Below are 16527 nucleotides of genomic sequence, written 5' to 3' on the forward strand. Positions count from 1 at the left end.
AATACTATAACATCTTAATTGTTGACCAATAATGCAAAATGTTTAGTTTGTAAAATAGTGTAGCTACTTAAGGTGAACAAAAATAATCAGGTTGCGCAAAAAATATAAGCAATTTTAATGGTGTAGATATTTAATTTATATTCAGCCCATTAAGCCAGCTATGTTGCGTTCAGTTGGGAAATTAAAATAATGTGCTATCTTTTTTATTATATGTAATTGAAAAAACACAGGCTAACATGCGTTTGCGAGGCATCATTGTCATAGTATTATTGACAATATTTGTAACTAATAAAACCTATGCCAATGACATTGACGTTAAATTTAGTGGATTTGCTTCTTTAACGCTTAGTTACACTGACGATTCAGATATTGGCTTTGCATCTAGTTATTCAAATAAAAACGATACTGGTTTTTCAGTAACGCGTGATTCAATCTTGGGAGGCCAAGTCAATATATCTTTGTCAAAGAGTTTGGACTCTGTCGCCCAAATAGTTTTGCAAGATCATGCTTATAAGAGCTTTGATAATTTTTTAGAGCTCGCCTTTATACGTTATCGTCCAACGCGCCATTGGGCGTTTCGTGCTGGTAGGCTCAACAGTGACCTTTACTTACTTTCTGAGTACCCATACGTGGGATATGCTTATTTGTGGGTACGCCCGCCGCATTCTTACTACTCGTTTGCAAACATTGCCGGTAATTTTGATGGTATTGATGCTGAATACAGTAAAGCAATTAACAATGGTTTTTTACGTTTGAAGATTGCTTATGGTGATTCAACAGCAAAGCTGAAACCCTATGATGACGATTTTTTTATTTACTTTGATAATTTAACAACCCTAAGTGCAACATATACTTTAGATGCATGGACTATGCGTTTTTCGTTATCAAGGTCAGACTTTGGTAGGTATAAGCTAACTTCGTTGGATGGGTTTTTAGCGGCACTCGACTCTGTGCCTCAAAATATATGGCCACAAGCTCAAAATATATCTAAAGAATTTAATAGCAAAGGCAATAGTTTAGAATACGCCGCTTTTGGCCTTACTTACGATCATAATAACTGGCTTATTCAATCTGAGCTGGGTATTTCAGAGTCCGCTTGGGTAGTTGCTCCATCTGTAATTAGCACCTACATTAGTGCAGGCTACAGGGTCAATAATGCAATATTTTACACTGGTTTTTCAGCAGCGACTAATCGTCATGATGTAATCAATGCAAACAACCCTACTTTTATACCAGGTACACCCGAACAAGTTTCAGTGCCCATACAGCAACTCGCTATTGAAGCTCAATCTGCTGCTAAAATTTCCTATGTTCACCAGCACTCCATAAACATAGGTATAAAATGGCACCTATCAAAGCGTATATCGCTAAAAGCTCAGTTAGATCGTTTTGACATAAAACCTAAAGGCGCGGGGCTATGGAGCCTTAATGATCCTGCGGATGCAAATAAAAGCAACAAAGTACATATACTTAGCTTAAATGCTAGTATGGTATTTTAGTTATGATGAGCGCTCGTCAACTAGGCGTTAATGTAATGACTTCTTTGTGTCTGCTTTTTGTGAGCTTTTATGCTAAATCTACAGAGTTTGTTGTAGTGGTAAACAAAAGTAATGCTATTGACACCTTAACAAAACGGGAAATTATTGATATTTACATGGGCCGGTATTTAACTTTCCCTAATGGCGAAACCTCGAAACCGGTTGATTTGCCAGCTAAATCAACACTTAAAAACGATTTTTACTTAAAATTGGTCAATAAAGACGAACAAAAAATAAATGCGTATTGGGCCAGGTTATTATTTTCGGGGCGAGCTAACCTTCCTACATCTTCGGAATCCGTTAAAGATGCACTTAATAAAATTGCAGCATCACCATTTGCAATTGGCTATATCCCCTTGTCGCAAGTTACAGATACAGTAAAAGTGGTATACACCTTTGATTAAAATTATTAGCCAAAAACTCTACATACGAGTCGCTTTATCTATTGCCTTAGTTGCTATTGTTGTATCTATAGTGTCGTCAATACTGTCGTATTACTCAGGTTTTAATGAAAAGAAAAGCACCAACTATCTACTTGTCCAGCAGTTAGCCCACACCGTTGAAAAAGCAGCGACTATAGCTGCTTATCTAAACGATCAGGAATTAAGCCAAGAAATAATTAACGGCTTGCTCAGTAACGATATTGTGCAAGGCGCAAGCATAGAGGGTAAATCAAATATAAAAGGAGAAATGGAATTATTTATTGCAAATGGAACTATTAATAAACAAAAAGAAGCAGTATCAGTTAAGCTTGTTCATCCTTTTTTAGATGACACTTTTATAGGCGTTTTATCAATATACCCCGACGATAAATTTATACAGCAACAAGCAAAAGCCGCACTTAAAAAAGAATTTATATTAATGCTAATACAATCTATCGTCATTGCTTTTTTTGTGTCTCTAGTTGTACAAAGGTGGCTTACAAAACCTATTCAAAACCTGACAGATAGCTTTGCTAAAATTAACCCATCTGAACCTGAAACCCTTAAAATGTTAAGCTTTAAACAGGGTAAACAAGATGAAATAAGTCGATTAACACAAAATATAAATGCTTTAATGCACGAGCTGCATTTAACTATTAGCAATGAACAAACCCTACGAAAAAAAACACAAGAACTGGAAGCAAAATTTAGACTTATATTTGAACAAGCCAGTGCGGGCATTTGTTTACTGGATGAAAAAAATACTATCACTACCTTTAACCCAGCGTTTAAACATTACTTTACCCTTCCCGGTGAAGAAAAGTTATCAACCTTACACTTCCCTGAATTATTAAATAACGTTGAAGAATTACAAAGCCTATTAGTTGATATTCGCTGTGATAAAAACCCACCTCAAACAACATTAGATGTTGAGTGTAAAGTCGGATACAAAACGGTTTGGTTTCACTGCTTATTTGTAAGGTTAACAGACCAAAGACAAACCAACCGAAGTCCCCAGCAAGAACAATTAGTAGAAGTAATTTTACATGACGTGACCGAACGCGCAGAGCGCGAGTTTCAAACCCAATTTGAAGCCGATCACGATCCACTCACTGATCTATTTAATCGCCGTGCAGGCGAAAAGCGCCTAAAAAAAGCACTACGTGAATGCGCTAAACATGGTCAACATCTTGTGCTTATGATGATTGATTTAGACAAATTTAAACCCATTAACGACACCTATGGTCACGAAGCCGGTGATAAAGTGTTGATAGAGATAGCAAACCGCTTTAAAAAACGATTCAATAACAATACTGACATATGTATCCGCCTAGGCGGTGACGAATTCATTGTTGCGCAGCAAATTAATAATTACGATAAAAGCGCAACACAGAACCAAGCCATAGCCCTGCTCGATGAGCTACAGCAGGACATTAGTATTTCTCAAACTAAAAAATGCGCAGTCGGTGCAAGCATAGGTATTGCAGTAGCCCCTAACGATGGCAATGAACTACTTGAATTGATGTTCAACGCTGACAAAATGCTCTACCACGTAAAAGAAACAGGCCGCGGAAATGTTGCATTTTATGACGAGTTAAAAAAATAAGATGCTCTTAAGTATATTGAACAATTAAGTTTTCAATTGCTAAAATGCCAACCTATTTTCCTATCAAGATATACAATGGCAAACTTCAATACTCATCTTAATACTGCTGTTATCATAACCGGCTTAAGCTCAGCCGCTCTTTTATCGGCAGGCCACATTGATTTAAACAGCGCACTTTGGTTATGGTTTTTAGGCTCAATTGGCGGCCTATTACCCGATATAGATTCAGATAACTCCACATCACTCGATACTATTTTTAACTTATTTGCTCTTTGTGCTGTATTAATAGTAATGCATTACATAACCACCGAGCTAATCATCCAAATTAGTTTTGTCGAGTTAGTTGTAGTGCCGTTGTTAGTGTATGGATTTATGAAATATATTATCAGGCCCATTTTTGAGTGGATCACAGTACACAGAGGTAGCTGCCACTCTTTATTATTTATACTGTTATGCGCCTTGTTAACAACACAAGTAACCTGGCAGCTGAATGACCAAACAACCATGTATTCAGCCATCTTTGCCTGGTTAACAGGTGGCTTTATTTTACTCGGCGGGTTAATACATTTATTACTTGATGAAATTTACAGTGTCGATTTAAGTAATGTGGAAATTAAACGCTCTTTCGGAACCGCTTTAAAAATAGCTAATTTCGATAATAAATTAATTACTTTGGCGTCTGTTATTGCCATTGCAGGTTTGATCTATGTAGCCCCACCTACAATGCAAACTATCACTTTGTTAAGTGATTGGTCTCGTTTTAAGCTTATATCTTAGTCAGTTTAATCTTGGGCTCCTTTAGTGCCTTAGTAACTCAAACTGACTACAACATTGCTAAAATGCTTGCCACTCTTTTGTACAAAATATTTTTATAATTTTAAACGAAATAATTAAATAGTTTCACCTGTCTTATACCTGCAAGTTCGAAAGTTTTGCATCACTCAAAGCGTCAAACATAAAATTATAAGAGGTCCATAATGGAATTTACGAATAAACGCACCCCACTAATTGCAGCATCTCTATTGTTGGCGTTAGCGATAACACAGGCTATTTTTACAGCGCTTTACAGTGGCGGAATTAGCTTTTCAAGACAGTATGCATGGGGCCTAGAAGCGGTGCTTTTTACTGTACTTGTTGCCTTTGCAAGTGCAGCTATGGTGCAAGCAAAAAACGCTCAATTAGGCTGGTCGGCAATCACATTTAGCGCTGTTCTTAACATAATACAAGTAAGTATTGGCCTAACTTTATTTTCAACATTTGGAAAAGTAACGGGTGCAGTAGAAGGCGCACAACCTTTAATTGGTGGTGTAGTGTCTTTATCATTCATGATTTACTACGCAGCTAAATTATTATTAGGCTTAGCAGCACTTGTATTTGGCCTTTCTTTTATTGCCAAAGGCGGCAAAGCCATTGGTAGCCTTACAGCCCTTGCAGGCGGTGTTGCAATGCTTGCCAATGCTATATTAATTATATTTGGCCGTGATGGATTTCTGCCATCAGGCGTTGCCGGTGCTTCGGGCATGATTGCAACATTACTTTTAGCAATTTGTTTATTTAGTCTTAACCGTAAAGCAGATTAAGGCTCAATATCACACGAGTGATAATCTGTTTATAAAGGCTCTATCAATATCGGCGAATATACTATATCCGCCGATTTTTTTACGTTTAAAGCATTCGCCGAACATATTCCAAACTATCAAGTTCTAACGCTATTTACGTAATCATAAAATATAGAGCCGCCCCCATTTTTATTTAATTTGTTTGTAAAATAAGAGCTTCAATCTATTAAATATAAAGAGCGAGTAAACAAAGCAGTCCTTCCATAAGCTTCAAATGGGTAACAATACTTATTCATTTTGACTTAGCCTTTTATACCCACCTTGTTAATATGTTAGAGTATTTTAAAAAGACTAAGTTTAATGATTTAGCTTATCCTACTACACTAATAAATTAATAATAAAGAGAAAAAATGACAAAATCTAACACCGGTGTTGTTGTATTAAGTGCTGTAAGAACAGCAATTGGTAGTTTTGGCGGAACCCTAAAAAACTTTTCCCCTGCAGAGCTTGGTACCCTTTGCGCTAAAGAAGCAATCAAAAGAGCAAATATTCCTTTAAACCAAATAGGTTCAACCGTTATTGGTAAGGTAATACATAATGGCCCAAAAGATGCCTACCTATCACGGGTTATAGGCATAGATGCGGGGCTGCCTATAAACAGCCATGCAGTTACACTAAATCGCTTATGTGGTTCAGGCCTTGAAGCCATAATACAAGCAGCGCAACAAATTCAATTAGGTGATGTAGATGCAGCCCTTGCTGGTGGAACAGAAAGTATGAGCACATCAGCTTATACACTTCAAAGTAACCGCTGGGGGCAAAAAATGGGCAACAGCGTAATGCTTGACGAGCTCACAACAACATTACAAGATCCGTGGGATAACAACCCTATGGGGATAACCGCAGAGAACGTTGCAGAAAAATATGCAATTAGCCGCAAACAACAAGATGATTACGCAGCGCAAAGTCACCTTAAAGCAGCCAGAGCGATTGAACAAGGTCACTTTAAGTCGCAAATAGTGCCAATAGAAATTACATCACGTAAGGGCACGCACCTTTTTGATACCGACGAACATGTTCGTGCCGATACTACAGCCGAAAAACTTGCAACTTTAAAGCCCTATTTTAAAAAAGATGGCACCGTTACCGCAGCAAGCTCATCAGGTATAAACGATGGCGCAGCCATACTTGTACTTGTGTCTGAACAAAAAGCCCAAGAACAAGGGCTTAAACCAATTGGACGACTCATTGGCTATGCTCGTGCTGGTGTTGAACCCTCATTAATGGGAACCGGACCTATTCCTGCTGTGCAGCAAGTATTTGAAAAAACCGGCCTAACAATCAACGATATGGATATAATTGAATCTAATGAGGCTTTTGCAGCCCAAGCCTTATGCGTAGCAAATGAGTTAAACTTTCCTGCACACAAGGTGAACCCGAATGGCGGCGCCATTGCCTTAGGCCACCCGGTTGGCGCAACAGGCGCTATATTAACTACAAAATGCCTTCACGAGCTGAAGCGTATAAATGGTCAGTACGGTTTAGTCACTATGTGTATTGGCGGCGGGCAAGGAATAGCAGCCATTTTTGAAGCGCTTTAATTCTAAGTTTGTAATGCTATTTGATACCACATTAGGTTTAAACATACAGGCTTTATTCACAAGGAGCACTAACAGACGCTTTGCTTTTAGAGAAAAAACAGGGAGCAAAGCGCTGCTACACCTTATTGCTTAACAACAAAAAGCTTGCCTCAAACGTTGGCAAAACTCTCGTCTACAAAACGTGTTTTGAAGTTAACTTTCTTATGCCTACTAAAACACCACCAAATGAGATTGAAAATAATATCGGTATAAACAGTAATGTTTGGGTGTTTTCTATATTTATAGCTGGGCTGCCAATAACTGCCAGCGTATTAATTAACAGCAGTATCAAACTTGATTGCAAATAGCTCTTGTAACCTATAGCTCCTGCAAATAACAGCATAATAAATGAACCTGATATTGCAGGCGTAAAAGGTGCGGCGGCGAGTAACATACAAACAACCGAAAATATAACAGCACATCCAATTATTACTTTAAACATAACAACCTCCATGGTGAATGGCTTTTAATACAAGTAGTTTTAACTTTTAAATTGAGATGTTTTTAGACCTGCTAAGTGACCTAGGGCTGTAATTTCCTAAAATATAGATAAGTTACCTAGATAAAAAGCTTATAATTTAACAACATAACAGTGACTAAAGACCCTAAAAACAGCAAAACTAGCGTTCTTTCAGGTATTGCGTGAATCACAATAGATGGCATTTTTTTTAATACCGATAAAGGCGGCAAAAACAGCATAGAGTAACGCTCAAAACGCTTAAATTTATTAATTAACTTGAATATAAAAAGTTTAATCCCTGACGTGTAAACCAACACAAAGGTAGAAGCCCCTAAAAACTCAACCATCACCATCATTTCAAGCCCTAACATAATTTCTGGGCCTGCAATAAAAAACACAATGACTAAAGCTAACGACTGCCAAACTCCTTTGGCAATAATGTTTTGTAACTTAACAAGCATGTATTTCCCTTATTATTTCTTTTTTATATCAGGCTGTTATTGATATTTAAATTCAGTTTTTAACAACCCAAAGCATTTAAGATCGTGAAATTGGTTTTTCCAATAACCGCTATGGCGCCTTATACCCTCTTCTTTAAAGCCTACTTTTAATAATACAGCTTCAGACGCGGCATTACCCAAAACAGTATCGGCTTGTATTCTGTGTATGTTACACGCCAATTTACCTGCAAAAGCAGCTTTTACAATACAATTTACTGCGTCGGTTACATACCCTTTACCCCAATAATCCGGGTGCAAGTCATAACCAATAACAGCACTTTGCATTTTGGCGTTCCATGAATTAAATCCACACGTACCAATTAGTTCATTAGATTCTTTTAACCGAATAGCCCAGCGTATTCCTTTATTTTCATTAAAACGAGAATTAAATAACGTAATTAAATTGTTAGCTTGGGTTAACTCAGTCATTGCTTCTAAATCGTAATATTTTATAACCGACTGGTTTGAAAAAAGCTCAAACAGAGCCATAGAATCTGCTGGTGTTAATTGGTCAAGCAAAATGTGTGAGGTGTTTAATATTGGAAAATCCATTTTATTCCTACTCAGTATCCATTATTTTACGTTTGCTAATACAAACCTTAACTTAAATTCGTAATATGCAAAAATACTTACAAACCCGGCCTCGAGTACTATAAACAAAATGCCAATTAAACTGGCTGTTTGCAAATAATATAAAACTATAGCAATGCATATAAAGGCCCATACAACGTTACCTATTGCTAATACAGTGATTGTATAAACAGGCTTAGCAACTAAGAAAGCAAGGTTTAAAGCGTAAATTCCATAAATAATATTGCAACTTGCGAGTAAAAAAACAATATTTACAGGTAGGTTATATAAAACCGATACCCACTCTAATAAAGCAAATAACAATACACCCAAGCTTAAACCAGCCGCGCCATCTACATGTAATATGTTTATAGCTGAATCCTCTCCTTGCTAATTAACAGCAAGTAATAAAGTAAACTTATTAGCTAAAAACATACTATTGTATCTAACAGTAAACTTCATATAATCACTATGGCCTTAATTTTAAGATGGGATTTAAGTAATTTTGGATATCCCGTTTTTATAAAAACAACCTCAAGGCAAATCCAAGTGCACAAAACAATACACCGGAAAACATAAGCCATTGCTGTACTTTTATATTTCCTAAAGTTGGTTGATCTGTTGATTTAAAAATATCTGCAAAAGGTAAGAAAAATATTTTCGGAATTAACGCAAAACTTAGCAGCATTAAAAAAGCCCCAATACTCATTATTAGATCTTCGGCTTTGAATTCGATAATCCAAAAGTCGTAAATACCGCTAATTAATAACAAAAAAGCAAAACTAATACATAGCGTTAACGCTACTTTTCCTCGTGTAGATAAATTATTCATAAAAATCCTTCTTACGTAAAACTTTAATCAATAGAGTAAATGACTTACGGTAATAGAACCAACTGTAATTTGTAACTATTTATTAGTTAACCTTAATATATGACCTAAAGCGAATGACTTTTTTATTCTATTTGTCTAACTTAGACTAAAAGAATTAATTTTAAATTCAATGACGTGTATGCCTAAACTAAAACAAATATAAAATCATGTACTCGCCCTAATAAAGTTTGTTTTGTAAATCATTAGCACAATCATATTTTTTACTTAATTTAGCAAGCTCAATCATTTTATCGTTAAAAACACGTGAATAAGCAATAGCATGTTCTTCCGGCTCAATGTATGCAGAACAATTACTGGTGTCTGCACCAACCCACAAAACATCCCATTTAGTTTTTAATATGATACAAGCAGACATGTGGATATGTTCAAACCCCGGACGTGCAGGAACTAAACCATTAGCAACGGCAATAAAAGAAACGCCTTTATCCTCAAAACTTTGTTTTGCATCAGCGCCGGCACGTTCAATAACAAAGTCATTGCGTAGATGTTCAAAAGAGCAATCACTTGCTAAAACAAGAGGAGAAAAAAGAGAAATAAAAGGTATAGCTATCTTCATGAAACCCTTAATAATTATCACCCCAAATGGGGCCGCCCTTTCTTGTTATATGGTTTTATCAGCCAAACCTTGGTTGATTTTATATTGCATATAAATAACATGGAAAATTGACGTCATAAAAGGATTTAACCAAAGATTGTCACCTTTATGGGTGCCTGCTAGTAAATTAATACGCTTTCGAACCATGACAATCCATGTTATGTCGAAAGCACTCGATATGACATGAATTCCAATTGAGCTTTTTAAGATACTTAGGTCATGATAGTTAATTAAGCTATAAATTAAGCTACCTGAAGAAGTAACAAACAAAACAATAGCAGTTGTAATAAATAGTTTGGATATTTTAAGTTGAGTATGTTGATTTAATTGGCTTGTAAAACGATAAAGCTTATAGATTAAATAGGCACCTAAAGTCAGTACACATAAAGCGAGAGTTTTAAATACAGAATCAGTCTCAAATACACCTGAAAATGCGTGTTTCATTTATTTCCCTATATTAAGCATTAACTCTGTAAAGAAGTTTAATTGCACACGTAAATACACTAAAAATTCCTGACTAAAATTTCAAAACGTAAACAGAGTAATCTTCGCTAATTTACTTGTCCGAAGCGCAATAATTCCTGTGACTATTTATTTGTATTTTTGGCAGAAGCCCAAAATGCTACTGACATTGCAATACCTATTGTTATGCCAAAAACAGCACTATTTAATGCAACACCTAGACTTGCTCCCAAAGCAACCCCTATTGAAATACCAAAAAGAACAGGATTTTTAATTTTACCTGATTTATTCCATTTACCCATAGTTATCCCTTATCTGCTAAAACGAACCTGTGGAGTAACGCGTTTAAAATTTATTTTTATTAATGAAACAACCGTAGTCGAGATCCTATTTTGGTTCAATCAGTTATCGCATTTGATTTTAATTTACAACCATCAATAGTAATCATGTTACGGTCTATCAAGTCTTCCTCATCACATATCATCAGCACTTGCGTGAACAGCAGTTCAATATGCTCACGAATTTTGGCCACGAATGGCGCTATTGATGTTTAATGCGGCTGAATATCACCCGACACACTCATAAATAAAATATTCGTCTCACACGCTTTAGCAATTCGACGACTGATCAAATGATGTGCATAACCGAGTAAAATTATCTTTAGCATCACCGATGGCGGATACGCTGCATTATCTTTATTAGTTAGCTTGTTATACACCAACCAACGACAAATATTCACCAAGCAATTGATCAAATGTTAGCTCCAAAGATTCTAATTCATTGAAGTCAGTGTCGTATAAAAAGACTTCACCTATATCGGATGATAATTCAAAACAAAATGCATTTCCTGAACAGTCTGTTGCAAAAGCATAAACAGTTCTTGGCATGCCACCCGACCAATACATCTCATTAAACTTGACAAAGTTAGACACTTGAACAAACTCATTTAGGTCTGATAAGTCAGAGTCAGTTTCAACTGTAACATCCAATAGGGTTGGATTGTGAGTAGCTCCAAAACTGGCAATGAAATTTTTATAACTACCTGGTAATTCAGCTTTGAGAGTTGATTCAACAGACTCAAGTTCACTAATAGAAGCGGTGGCTGTACTTTGTGCAAATTTTTCAACAAAGCTTTGATATAAATTCATAGTTTCCATCGGTGTATAACACCAAATTAAGCGGCTTTGTCTGCTCTCGGCAATGTCCGCTTAAATTTTTTTGTTATAAGTACGTTTGCCAAACATTTAAATTTCCCGGTTTCGAATAAATACCGCTACAACCGATAACTAGCGATTCACAAAATTGCTCTAGCGGTAAGTTATTTAAATCAACTCGGAACGGAAGCTTTTCGTGACTTTGAGATACCGCGCTTAATCTTATCTGGCCAGCTAACTCGTCAAGCCAACAATATATCGTTAATAGCTCATCATTAACCGTATTTTTATATAGCTCAGTGCAATAGTTTAAAAACAAAGAAAAAAACTCTTCTTCTCTTTCAAATAAATCAAATGTAAAAGAGAGCATATTTCCGTTAGCCTCTTCGTTGATGTCAGAAGAAGTAACTATCTTTAATGGTAAAGCGATTCCATCAAATACTTTATTCAAATCAACCTCAAGTATTTATAACAATTTATTGAACACATCTTTGGAGAGGGTATAACACCCCAAAACGACGCAGATTACATTTCTTAATAATTCCACTAAATAACTTTTATGTAAACAGGTGATTACGTAGGCTTTAAAACACCCGTTATTGAAATACACCAAAACGACTTTTAATAATGTTATGGAATAAAACGCCAAGTGCTGTATAAAAAAAGTATCACTATATATGCCATTTCTCGCTTATAAAAACACAACTCATTGGCTAGTAATTTAGCTAAGTGGTTTTAATTTTTGCTGCTGTTTATTATGATGAGCGTGCACCCTGCCTTTTTAAATCCATTAAGGTTTTTTCAGTCAATTTATTAAGGATTAACGTATGTCTAGCTTTAACGAATCTCCAGAGCAAATTGCACAAGCCACCGAGGGCTATGTGATGCAGCAAACTATGTTGCGTATTAAAGATCCAAAACCGTCGCTTGCATTTTATGAAAACGTACTGGGCATGAAACTATTAGGAAAATACGACTTTCCTGATATGGAGTTTACTTTGTACTTTTTAGGCTACGAGCAAGACATGCCAAAGGGCGATGATAAAGAAAAAACACAATGGGTGTTTCGACGCCCTGCGCTGATTGAGCTTACCCATAACTGGGGTACTGAAAACGACGACAGCTTTACCGGTTATCACAGTGGTAATGAAGAACCAAAAGGCTTTGGCCATATTGGGATTAGCGTACCCGATGTATTCGCTGCCTGTGAGCGCTTTGCTAAATACGCTGTAGAATTTGTTAAAAAGCCAGATGGTGGTTCAATGAAAGGTCTTGCCTTTATTAAAGACCCTGACGGTTACTGGATTGAAATACTCTCGCCGGAGGGTATTACTGACATTATTCAATCGCAATAAAAAACATTAAACATAAAAAAGCCTGCAAATGCAGGCTTTTTGTTTACAAGTACTGTGAAAAACTTGAATTTTTTAACGAAGTAGCGCGTCTATACGCGAGTCAAGCGGCGGGTGCGATGAAAACAACTCAGCCATGCTTTTACCCCCCGCAATACCAAACGCCATCATAGATCCTTGTAACTGCGAAGGATGGTTTTGCTTTAAACGTTCAAGAGCGGAGCGCATTTTGTCGGCGCCAACTAATTTGGCTGCACCGCTATCGGCTGCAAATTCACGCTGCCTGCTGTAATGTGCCACAACTATACTTGCCAACACCCCAAACAGTACTTGGAATAACATGTCGAATAAAATGTAGGTCCAGCTTATTCCGCCCTCTTCTTCATCGCCATTAAGAAAGTTATCTACAATATTTGCCAACACTTTTGCAGCAAAAATCACAAAAGTATTAACCACACCTTGAATAAGCGTAAGCGTTACCATGTCGCCACTGGCAATATGTGACACTTCATGAGCGAGCACGGCTTCGGCTTGATCTTGGGTCATGCTTTGCATTAGCCCTGTACTTACAGCGACTAGTGAGTTGTTTTTACTTGGGCCTGTTGCAAACGCGTTCATTTCGGGGCTGTTGTAAATTGCCACTTCAGGCATTGCAATACCCGCTTTTTTGGCTTGCGCAGCAACAGTGTTTATTAACCACTGCTCAGTTTCGTTACTTGGTTGAGTAATAACCTGCGCACCTGTTGATTTTTTAGCAATCCATTTAGACATAAATAGTGAAATAAACGATCCACCAAATCCAAATACGGCTGCAATAAGTAATATACCACCCAGGCTACGATGGCTTAAGCCCAGCGCGCTCATTATAATTGAAAGCACCACACCTAATACCAACATAACCGCGAGGTTAGTTAATAAAAACAAAAATACACGTTTCATTCGAGTTCTCCAAAAATAACATTTATTGCTGAGCGATTTTTCTAAAATTTGATCGACTATGAGCAACACTACTCCTATGACACACTATGTCATAGGGGGCGTGTTATTTTGTGACAAACTATGTCACAACACAAGTAGTATTTATGGATTTATTGATAAATTTTCAAGAAGTGTTTTATAAATTTGTAATTTTGGCGTTTGCTCGCTGTAAGGGCTGATAGCAAGAATAGGAAATGGTAGCCGCGCCTTTAAACTATCTAGGTTTGCTTGGTACTCATCCATATGCTCATCAACTTGGTTGGCAATCCAACCTATACAGTTAATACCTAGGCTTTGCATATGTGCCGCGGTTAACAGCGCATGATTTAAGCAACCTAATTTCATACCAACTACCAAAATAACCGGTAGTTCCTCTGTTTTAACCCAGTCGTATAAATACTCAGTATTATTAATAGGTAAAGCCCAGCCACCCGCTCCTTCTGTAAGCATATAGTCAGCGCCTTGCTGTTTTACCGTTTTATAAGCTGCGGTAAGCTTGCTAACGTTTATACTGACCCCAGCCTGCTCTGCGGCTATGTGGGGAGCTATAGGTGGTGCAAAAGTAAAGGGATTTACAACATCGTATTTTGCACTCACCGTTGCACTTTCCATCAGCATAAGTGCGTCGGCATTAACAAGTTGATCAAACGCCATTTCAGAGCCAGCAGCTAGGGGTTTATACCCTATTGCCTTTTTTTTGTGTTGAGCAAGTAACTTTAACAATAAACTAGTTACATGAGTTTTTCCGGCGTCGGTGTCGGTGCCGGTAATAAAAAATTCTTTCATGGCTGTGCCTTTTAAACAGACGTTATTTACGCTTTATTTAATGATAACAATACTACATGGTAAGAAACACACGCTTTTTGGTTTATTAAAGGGTACGCTGCACACGCTTTTTTTAATGCCGACCTTGTTAATAACCCTTGGCGCGTATTAGCTGTGTTTTGGGTGGTTGCGCCAATAGCCTTTATTGAGCGAATAGCGTGTAATGCAGACGCATATTCGTCTGTATAAGTTTTAGAGATTACCCTGTTTACCTGAAAGCCAGAATTTTGGACCGATTGGTTTATATAATCACCCGCATTAAATGTATTAATATGGTTGTGGCTATCTACCGCGGCGAACGCTGTTTTTATTTCGTTAAGTGAGCCTTCAACTACAGTGCTAATATAAGCCTGCCCACCCGGTTTTAACACCCCATAAAGTGACTGTAAAAGCGCCTTAAAATTGGCCGACCATTGCACTGCAAAGTTACTAAAAATTATATCGATACTGTTTGCTTGCAGTGGCAAGTTATCCATATCTGCGCAAATTTTGTAATCACCTTCATTACCGCTTTTGAGCATATCAAAACTTAAATCCATTGATAACACGGTACCGTAAAGGCGTTGAAGCTGCTGGGTGTTTACAAGTGGGCCTGCGCCTAAATCAACGCATACCTTATTTTTATTGCAAGCTAATGGATTTATTAGTTTGAATAAATCATCGGCTGCTTTTTTTTGAACATGCGCATGTGTATTGTAATTACCTGCCGCTTTTGAAAAGTTAACTTGCGCTCCTTTTTTAAGTGCCGGGTTAAGCCTTTTTAATTGGGTTGTTGCAGCGGCCTTTGTAACTGGCTCAATATCCAGTGCGTGGGCAATCATAGTAGTGCCTTTGCTAAATGTTTAACAAGATAAGTAATGTCGTCAAGGGTATGTGCTGCGGTTAAAGTCACTCTTAAGCGCGCAGTATTGTATGCAACCGTGGGCGGTCTAATTGCGGTAAGCCAAATTCCTTGCTGCTTGAGTTTATTGGTCGCTTTTATTGTTTGCTCTGCACAGCCCAGAACAATCGGTTGAATAGCCATATTTGAGTCCATTACCGCTATATTATGCTGTTGTGCAAGGTGTTTAAATGCCGCTATGTTTTTATTTAATGTTGAGCGTTGCGTATCAGCTGTTTTAATGTGCTTTATACGCGTTAAGGTATTGTTTGCCATTAACGGCGACATAGCTGTTGAGTATGTGTAATCGCGATTATATTGCAGCATGTAGTCTATAAATAGGTGTGAACCCAATACACATGCGCCGCTACTGGCAACCGCTTTACCAAATGTAATGACGAGTATGTCGGGCAAAGTATCGCCAATAAGAGTTTCGCAACTACCCAACCCTGTGTTACCCAAAGCGCCAAAGCCGTGCGCATCATCTATCATCAACCAAGCATTATGTTGTTTTGCAAGGAGCAGTAAATCTTTTATGGGGGCCGTATCGCCATCCATCGAAAAAACGCCTTCGCTAATAATTAACTTGTTTTGTGCTTTTGACTTTTCGAGCCGAGACCGTAAATGGTTTAAATCGTTATGATTAAAACGTATTAATGCCGCATTAGAGTGAAGCGCCCCATCTATTAAGCTGGCGTGGTTTAACTTGTCTTGAAAAATAGCACTGCTTTGCGCTGCTGATTTATCCTGAAACAACGCTTTAATTACACTGCTATTAGCACTAAAGCCAGAATTAAAAAGCAGCCCAGCTTGATAACCAAACTGAGTGCATAAGTACTGCTCTAATGCTTGTTGCTGTATTTGATACCCAGTTACTAAAGCAGAGCTGTGGCTACCTAGCGTGTTAACATTTTCACTGTGAATAGCTATATCACCAAAGCCCAAATAGTCATTACTAGCAAAATTTAAGTACGTTTTATTATCAACCTCAATAGTGCGTGCCGTGGCATTTTGCACCACGTGACGTTTTCGTAAAAGCGATTGCTCTGCCCGCTCATTAAGGTGTGTGCTAATAAATTCAAATGGCATGAGTA

At 37.4% G+C, this 16527-nt stretch carries 20 protein-coding genes and 1 pseudogene; 7 read left to right on the forward strand and 14 right to left on the reverse strand.

Translation table 11 applies throughout. The features are described 5' to 3' along the window. The first annotated feature begins 269 nt into the window (after nucleotides 1-269). The 6 genes from ATS76_RS09795 to bktB all read left to right on the forward strand — a co-directional run bounded on the left by ATS76_RS09795 (nucleotide 270) and on the right by bktB (nucleotide 6726). Nucleotides 270-1499: a porin gene (locus ATS76_RS09795; RefSeq protein WP_201023501.1), complete on the forward strand. Its 1230-nt coding sequence runs from the start codon at nucleotides 270-272 to the stop codon at nucleotides 1497-1499. A gap of 2 nt (nucleotides 1500-1501) precedes the next feature. Continuing rightward, nucleotides 1502-1942, forward strand: coding sequence for a hypothetical protein (locus ATS76_RS09800; RefSeq protein ID WP_058551976.1), 441 nt, complete (start codon nucleotides 1502-1504; stop codon nucleotides 1940-1942). Next, nucleotides 1935-3566 carry a diguanylate cyclase domain-containing protein gene (locus ATS76_RS09805; protein ID WP_058551977.1) on the forward strand — a complete coding sequence of 544 codons (1632 nt, stop codon included), beginning with the start codon at nucleotides 1935-1937 and terminating at the stop codon, nucleotides 3564-3566. Before ATS76_RS09800 ends, ATS76_RS09805 begins: the two co-directional genes overlap by 8 nt. Nucleotides 3567-3641: 75 nt before the next feature. Continuing rightward, the gene (locus ATS76_RS09810; RefSeq protein ID WP_058551978.1) at nucleotides 3642-4343 is read left to right on the forward strand and encodes a metal-dependent hydrolase; all 702 of its coding nucleotides are present in this window, start codon (nucleotides 3642-3644) and stop codon (nucleotides 4341-4343) included. A gap of 200 nt (nucleotides 4344-4543) precedes the next feature. Beyond that, nucleotides 4544-5146, forward strand: coding sequence for a hypothetical protein (locus ATS76_RS09815; RefSeq protein ID WP_058551979.1), 603 nt, complete (start codon nucleotides 4544-4546; stop codon nucleotides 5144-5146). Nucleotides 5147-5535: 389 nt separating this feature from the next. Further along, entirely contained in the window at nucleotides 5536-6726 is a 1191-nt protein-coding gene (bktB, locus tag ATS76_RS09820) for a beta-ketothiolase BktB (protein WP_058551980.1), read from the forward strand. Between the two features lie 172 nt (nucleotides 6727-6898). On the opposite strand, the gene ATS76_RS09825 is transcribed toward bktB, so the two are convergent. The 10 genes and pseudogenes from ATS76_RS09825 to ATS76_RS09865 form a co-directional block, all read right to left on the reverse strand. Further along, nucleotides 6899-7207, reverse strand: a complete 309-nt coding sequence (locus tag ATS76_RS09825) for a DUF6419 family natural product biosynthesis protein (protein ID WP_058552023.1) — start codon at nucleotides 7205-7207, stop codon at nucleotides 6899-6901. Between the two features lie 116 nt (nucleotides 7208-7323). Beyond that, entirely contained in the window at nucleotides 7324-7686 is a 363-nt protein-coding gene (locus ATS76_RS09830) for a hypothetical protein (protein WP_058551981.1), read from the reverse strand. A 36-nt stretch (nucleotides 7687-7722) separates the two neighbouring features. Further along, the gene (locus ATS76_RS09835; protein WP_058551982.1) at nucleotides 7723-8277 is read right to left on the reverse strand and encodes a GNAT family N-acetyltransferase; all 555 of its coding nucleotides are present in this window, start codon (nucleotides 8275-8277) and stop codon (nucleotides 7723-7725) included. Between the two features lie 538 nt (nucleotides 8278-8815). Further along, nucleotides 8816-9127 carry a hypothetical protein gene (locus ATS76_RS09845; RefSeq protein WP_058551984.1) on the reverse strand — a complete coding sequence of 104 codons (312 nt, stop codon included), beginning with the start codon at nucleotides 9125-9127 and terminating at the stop codon, nucleotides 8816-8818. Between the two features lie 217 nt (nucleotides 9128-9344). After that, entirely contained in the window at nucleotides 9345-9743 is a 399-nt protein-coding gene (locus ATS76_RS09850; protein WP_058551985.1) for a hypothetical protein, read from the reverse strand. Between the two features lie 45 nt (nucleotides 9744-9788). Beyond that, a complete protein-coding gene (locus tag ATS76_RS09855) occupies nucleotides 9789-10226 on the reverse strand; it encodes a hypothetical protein (RefSeq protein WP_058551986.1) in 438 nt (145 codons plus the stop codon). Between the two features lie 143 nt (nucleotides 10227-10369). Further along, on the reverse strand, nucleotides 10370-10546 hold the full coding sequence (locus tag ATS76_RS19290) for a hypothetical protein (protein WP_201020859.1): 177 nt from the start codon (nucleotides 10544-10546) through the stop codon (nucleotides 10370-10372). 107 nt (nucleotides 10547-10653) lie between these two features. Beyond that, a pseudogene (locus ATS76_RS19550) lies at nucleotides 10654-10932 on the reverse strand (transposase); the annotation flags it as partial. A gap of 22 nt (nucleotides 10933-10954) precedes the next feature. After that, the gene (locus tag ATS76_RS09860) at nucleotides 10955-11392 is read right to left on the reverse strand and encodes an SMI1/KNR4 family protein (protein WP_160327116.1); all 438 of its coding nucleotides are present in this window, start codon (nucleotides 11390-11392) and stop codon (nucleotides 10955-10957) included. Nucleotides 11393-11465: 73 nt separating this feature from the next. Further along, nucleotides 11466-11849: a hypothetical protein gene (locus ATS76_RS09865; RefSeq protein ID WP_152995634.1), complete on the reverse strand. Its 384-nt coding sequence runs from the start codon at nucleotides 11847-11849 to the stop codon at nucleotides 11466-11468. A gap of 376 nt (nucleotides 11850-12225) precedes the next feature. On the opposite strand from ATS76_RS09865, the gene gloA reads away from it, so the two are divergent. Next, a complete protein-coding gene (gloA, locus tag ATS76_RS09870; RefSeq protein ID WP_058551989.1) occupies nucleotides 12226-12753 on the forward strand; it encodes a lactoylglutathione lyase in 528 nt (175 codons plus the stop codon). A gap of 72 nt (nucleotides 12754-12825) precedes the next feature. Here the strand turns inward: gloA and htpX are convergent, their stop codons facing one another. The 4 genes from htpX to ATS76_RS09890 form a co-directional block, all read right to left on the reverse strand. After that, entirely contained in the window at nucleotides 12826-13689 is an 864-nt protein-coding gene (htpX, locus tag ATS76_RS09875) for a protease HtpX (protein ID WP_058551990.1), read from the reverse strand. Between the two features lie 141 nt (nucleotides 13690-13830). Beyond that, nucleotides 13831-14514 (reverse strand): dethiobiotin synthase, encoded by a 684-nt coding sequence (gene bioD, locus ATS76_RS09880; protein WP_058551991.1) that lies wholly within the window; start codon nucleotides 14512-14514, stop codon nucleotides 13831-13833. Between the two features lie 26 nt (nucleotides 14515-14540). Continuing rightward, nucleotides 14541-15374: a methyltransferase domain-containing protein gene (locus tag ATS76_RS09885; protein ID WP_058551992.1), complete on the reverse strand. Its 834-nt coding sequence runs from the start codon at nucleotides 15372-15374 to the stop codon at nucleotides 14541-14543. Continuing rightward, nucleotides 15371-16522, reverse strand: coding sequence for an aminotransferase class I/II-fold pyridoxal phosphate-dependent enzyme (locus ATS76_RS09890; protein ID WP_058551993.1), 1152 nt, complete (start codon nucleotides 16520-16522; stop codon nucleotides 15371-15373). Before ATS76_RS09890 ends, ATS76_RS09885 begins: the two co-directional genes overlap by 4 nt. Nucleotides 16523-16527 lie beyond the last annotated feature (5 nt).

The sequence above is a fragment of the Pseudoalteromonas sp. 10-33 genome, from assembly GCF_001469195.1.
GTDB lineage: Bacteria > Pseudomonadota > Gammaproteobacteria > Enterobacterales > Alteromonadaceae > Pseudoalteromonas.

Coding starts and splice junctions, on each gene's coding strand:
- ATS76_RS09815 (WP_058551979.1), top strand. CDS start 4,544: ATGGAATTTACGAATAAACGCACCCCACTAATTGCAGCATCTCTATTG.
- ATS76_RS09850 (WP_058551985.1), bottom strand. CDS start 9,743: ATGAAGATAGCTATACCTTTTATTTCTCTTTTTTCTCCTCTTGTTTTA.
- ATS76_RS09890 (WP_058551993.1), bottom strand. CDS start 16,522: ATGCCATTTGAATTTATTAGCACACACCTTAATGAGCGGGCAGAGCAA.
- ATS76_RS09845 (WP_058551984.1), bottom strand. CDS start 9,127: ATGAATAATTTATCTACACGAGGAAAAGTAGCGTTAACGCTATGTATT.
- ATS76_RS19290 (WP_201020859.1), bottom strand. CDS start 10,546: ATGGGTAAATGGAATAAATCAGGTAAAATTAAAAATCCTGTTCTTTTT.
- ATS76_RS09835 (WP_058551982.1), bottom strand. CDS start 8,277: ATGGATTTTCCAATATTAAACACCTCACACATTTTGCTTGACCAATTA.
- bktB (WP_058551980.1), top strand. CDS start 5,536: ATGACAAAATCTAACACCGGTGTTGTTGTATTAAGTGCTGTAAGAACA.
- ATS76_RS09860 (WP_160327116.1), bottom strand. CDS start 11,392: ATGAATTTATATCAAAGCTTTGTTGAAAAATTTGCACAAAGTACAGCC.
- ATS76_RS09855 (WP_058551986.1), bottom strand. CDS start 10,226: ATGAAACACGCATTTTCAGGTGTATTTGAGACTGATTCTGTATTTAAA.
- gloA (WP_058551989.1), top strand. CDS start 12,226: ATGTCTAGCTTTAACGAATCTCCAGAGCAAATTGCACAAGCCACCGAG.
- bioD (WP_058551991.1), bottom strand. CDS start 14,514: ATGAAAGAATTTTTTATTACCGGCACCGACACCGACGCCGGAAAAACT.
- htpX (WP_058551990.1), bottom strand. CDS start 13,689: ATGAAACGTGTATTTTTGTTTTTATTAACTAACCTCGCGGTTATGTTG.
- ATS76_RS09800 (WP_058551976.1), top strand. CDS start 1,502: ATGATGAGCGCTCGTCAACTAGGCGTTAATGTAATGACTTCTTTGTGT.
- ATS76_RS09885 (WP_058551992.1), bottom strand. CDS start 15,374: ATGATTGCCCACGCACTGGATATTGAGCCAGTTACAAAGGCCGCTGCA.
- ATS76_RS09810 (WP_058551978.1), top strand. CDS start 3,642: ATGGCAAACTTCAATACTCATCTTAATACTGCTGTTATCATAACCGGC.
- ATS76_RS09825 (WP_058552023.1), bottom strand. CDS start 7,207: ATGTTTAAAGTAATAATTGGATGTGCTGTTATATTTTCGGTTGTTTGT.
- ATS76_RS09830 (WP_058551981.1), bottom strand. CDS start 7,686: ATGCTTGTTAAGTTACAAAACATTATTGCCAAAGGAGTTTGGCAGTCG.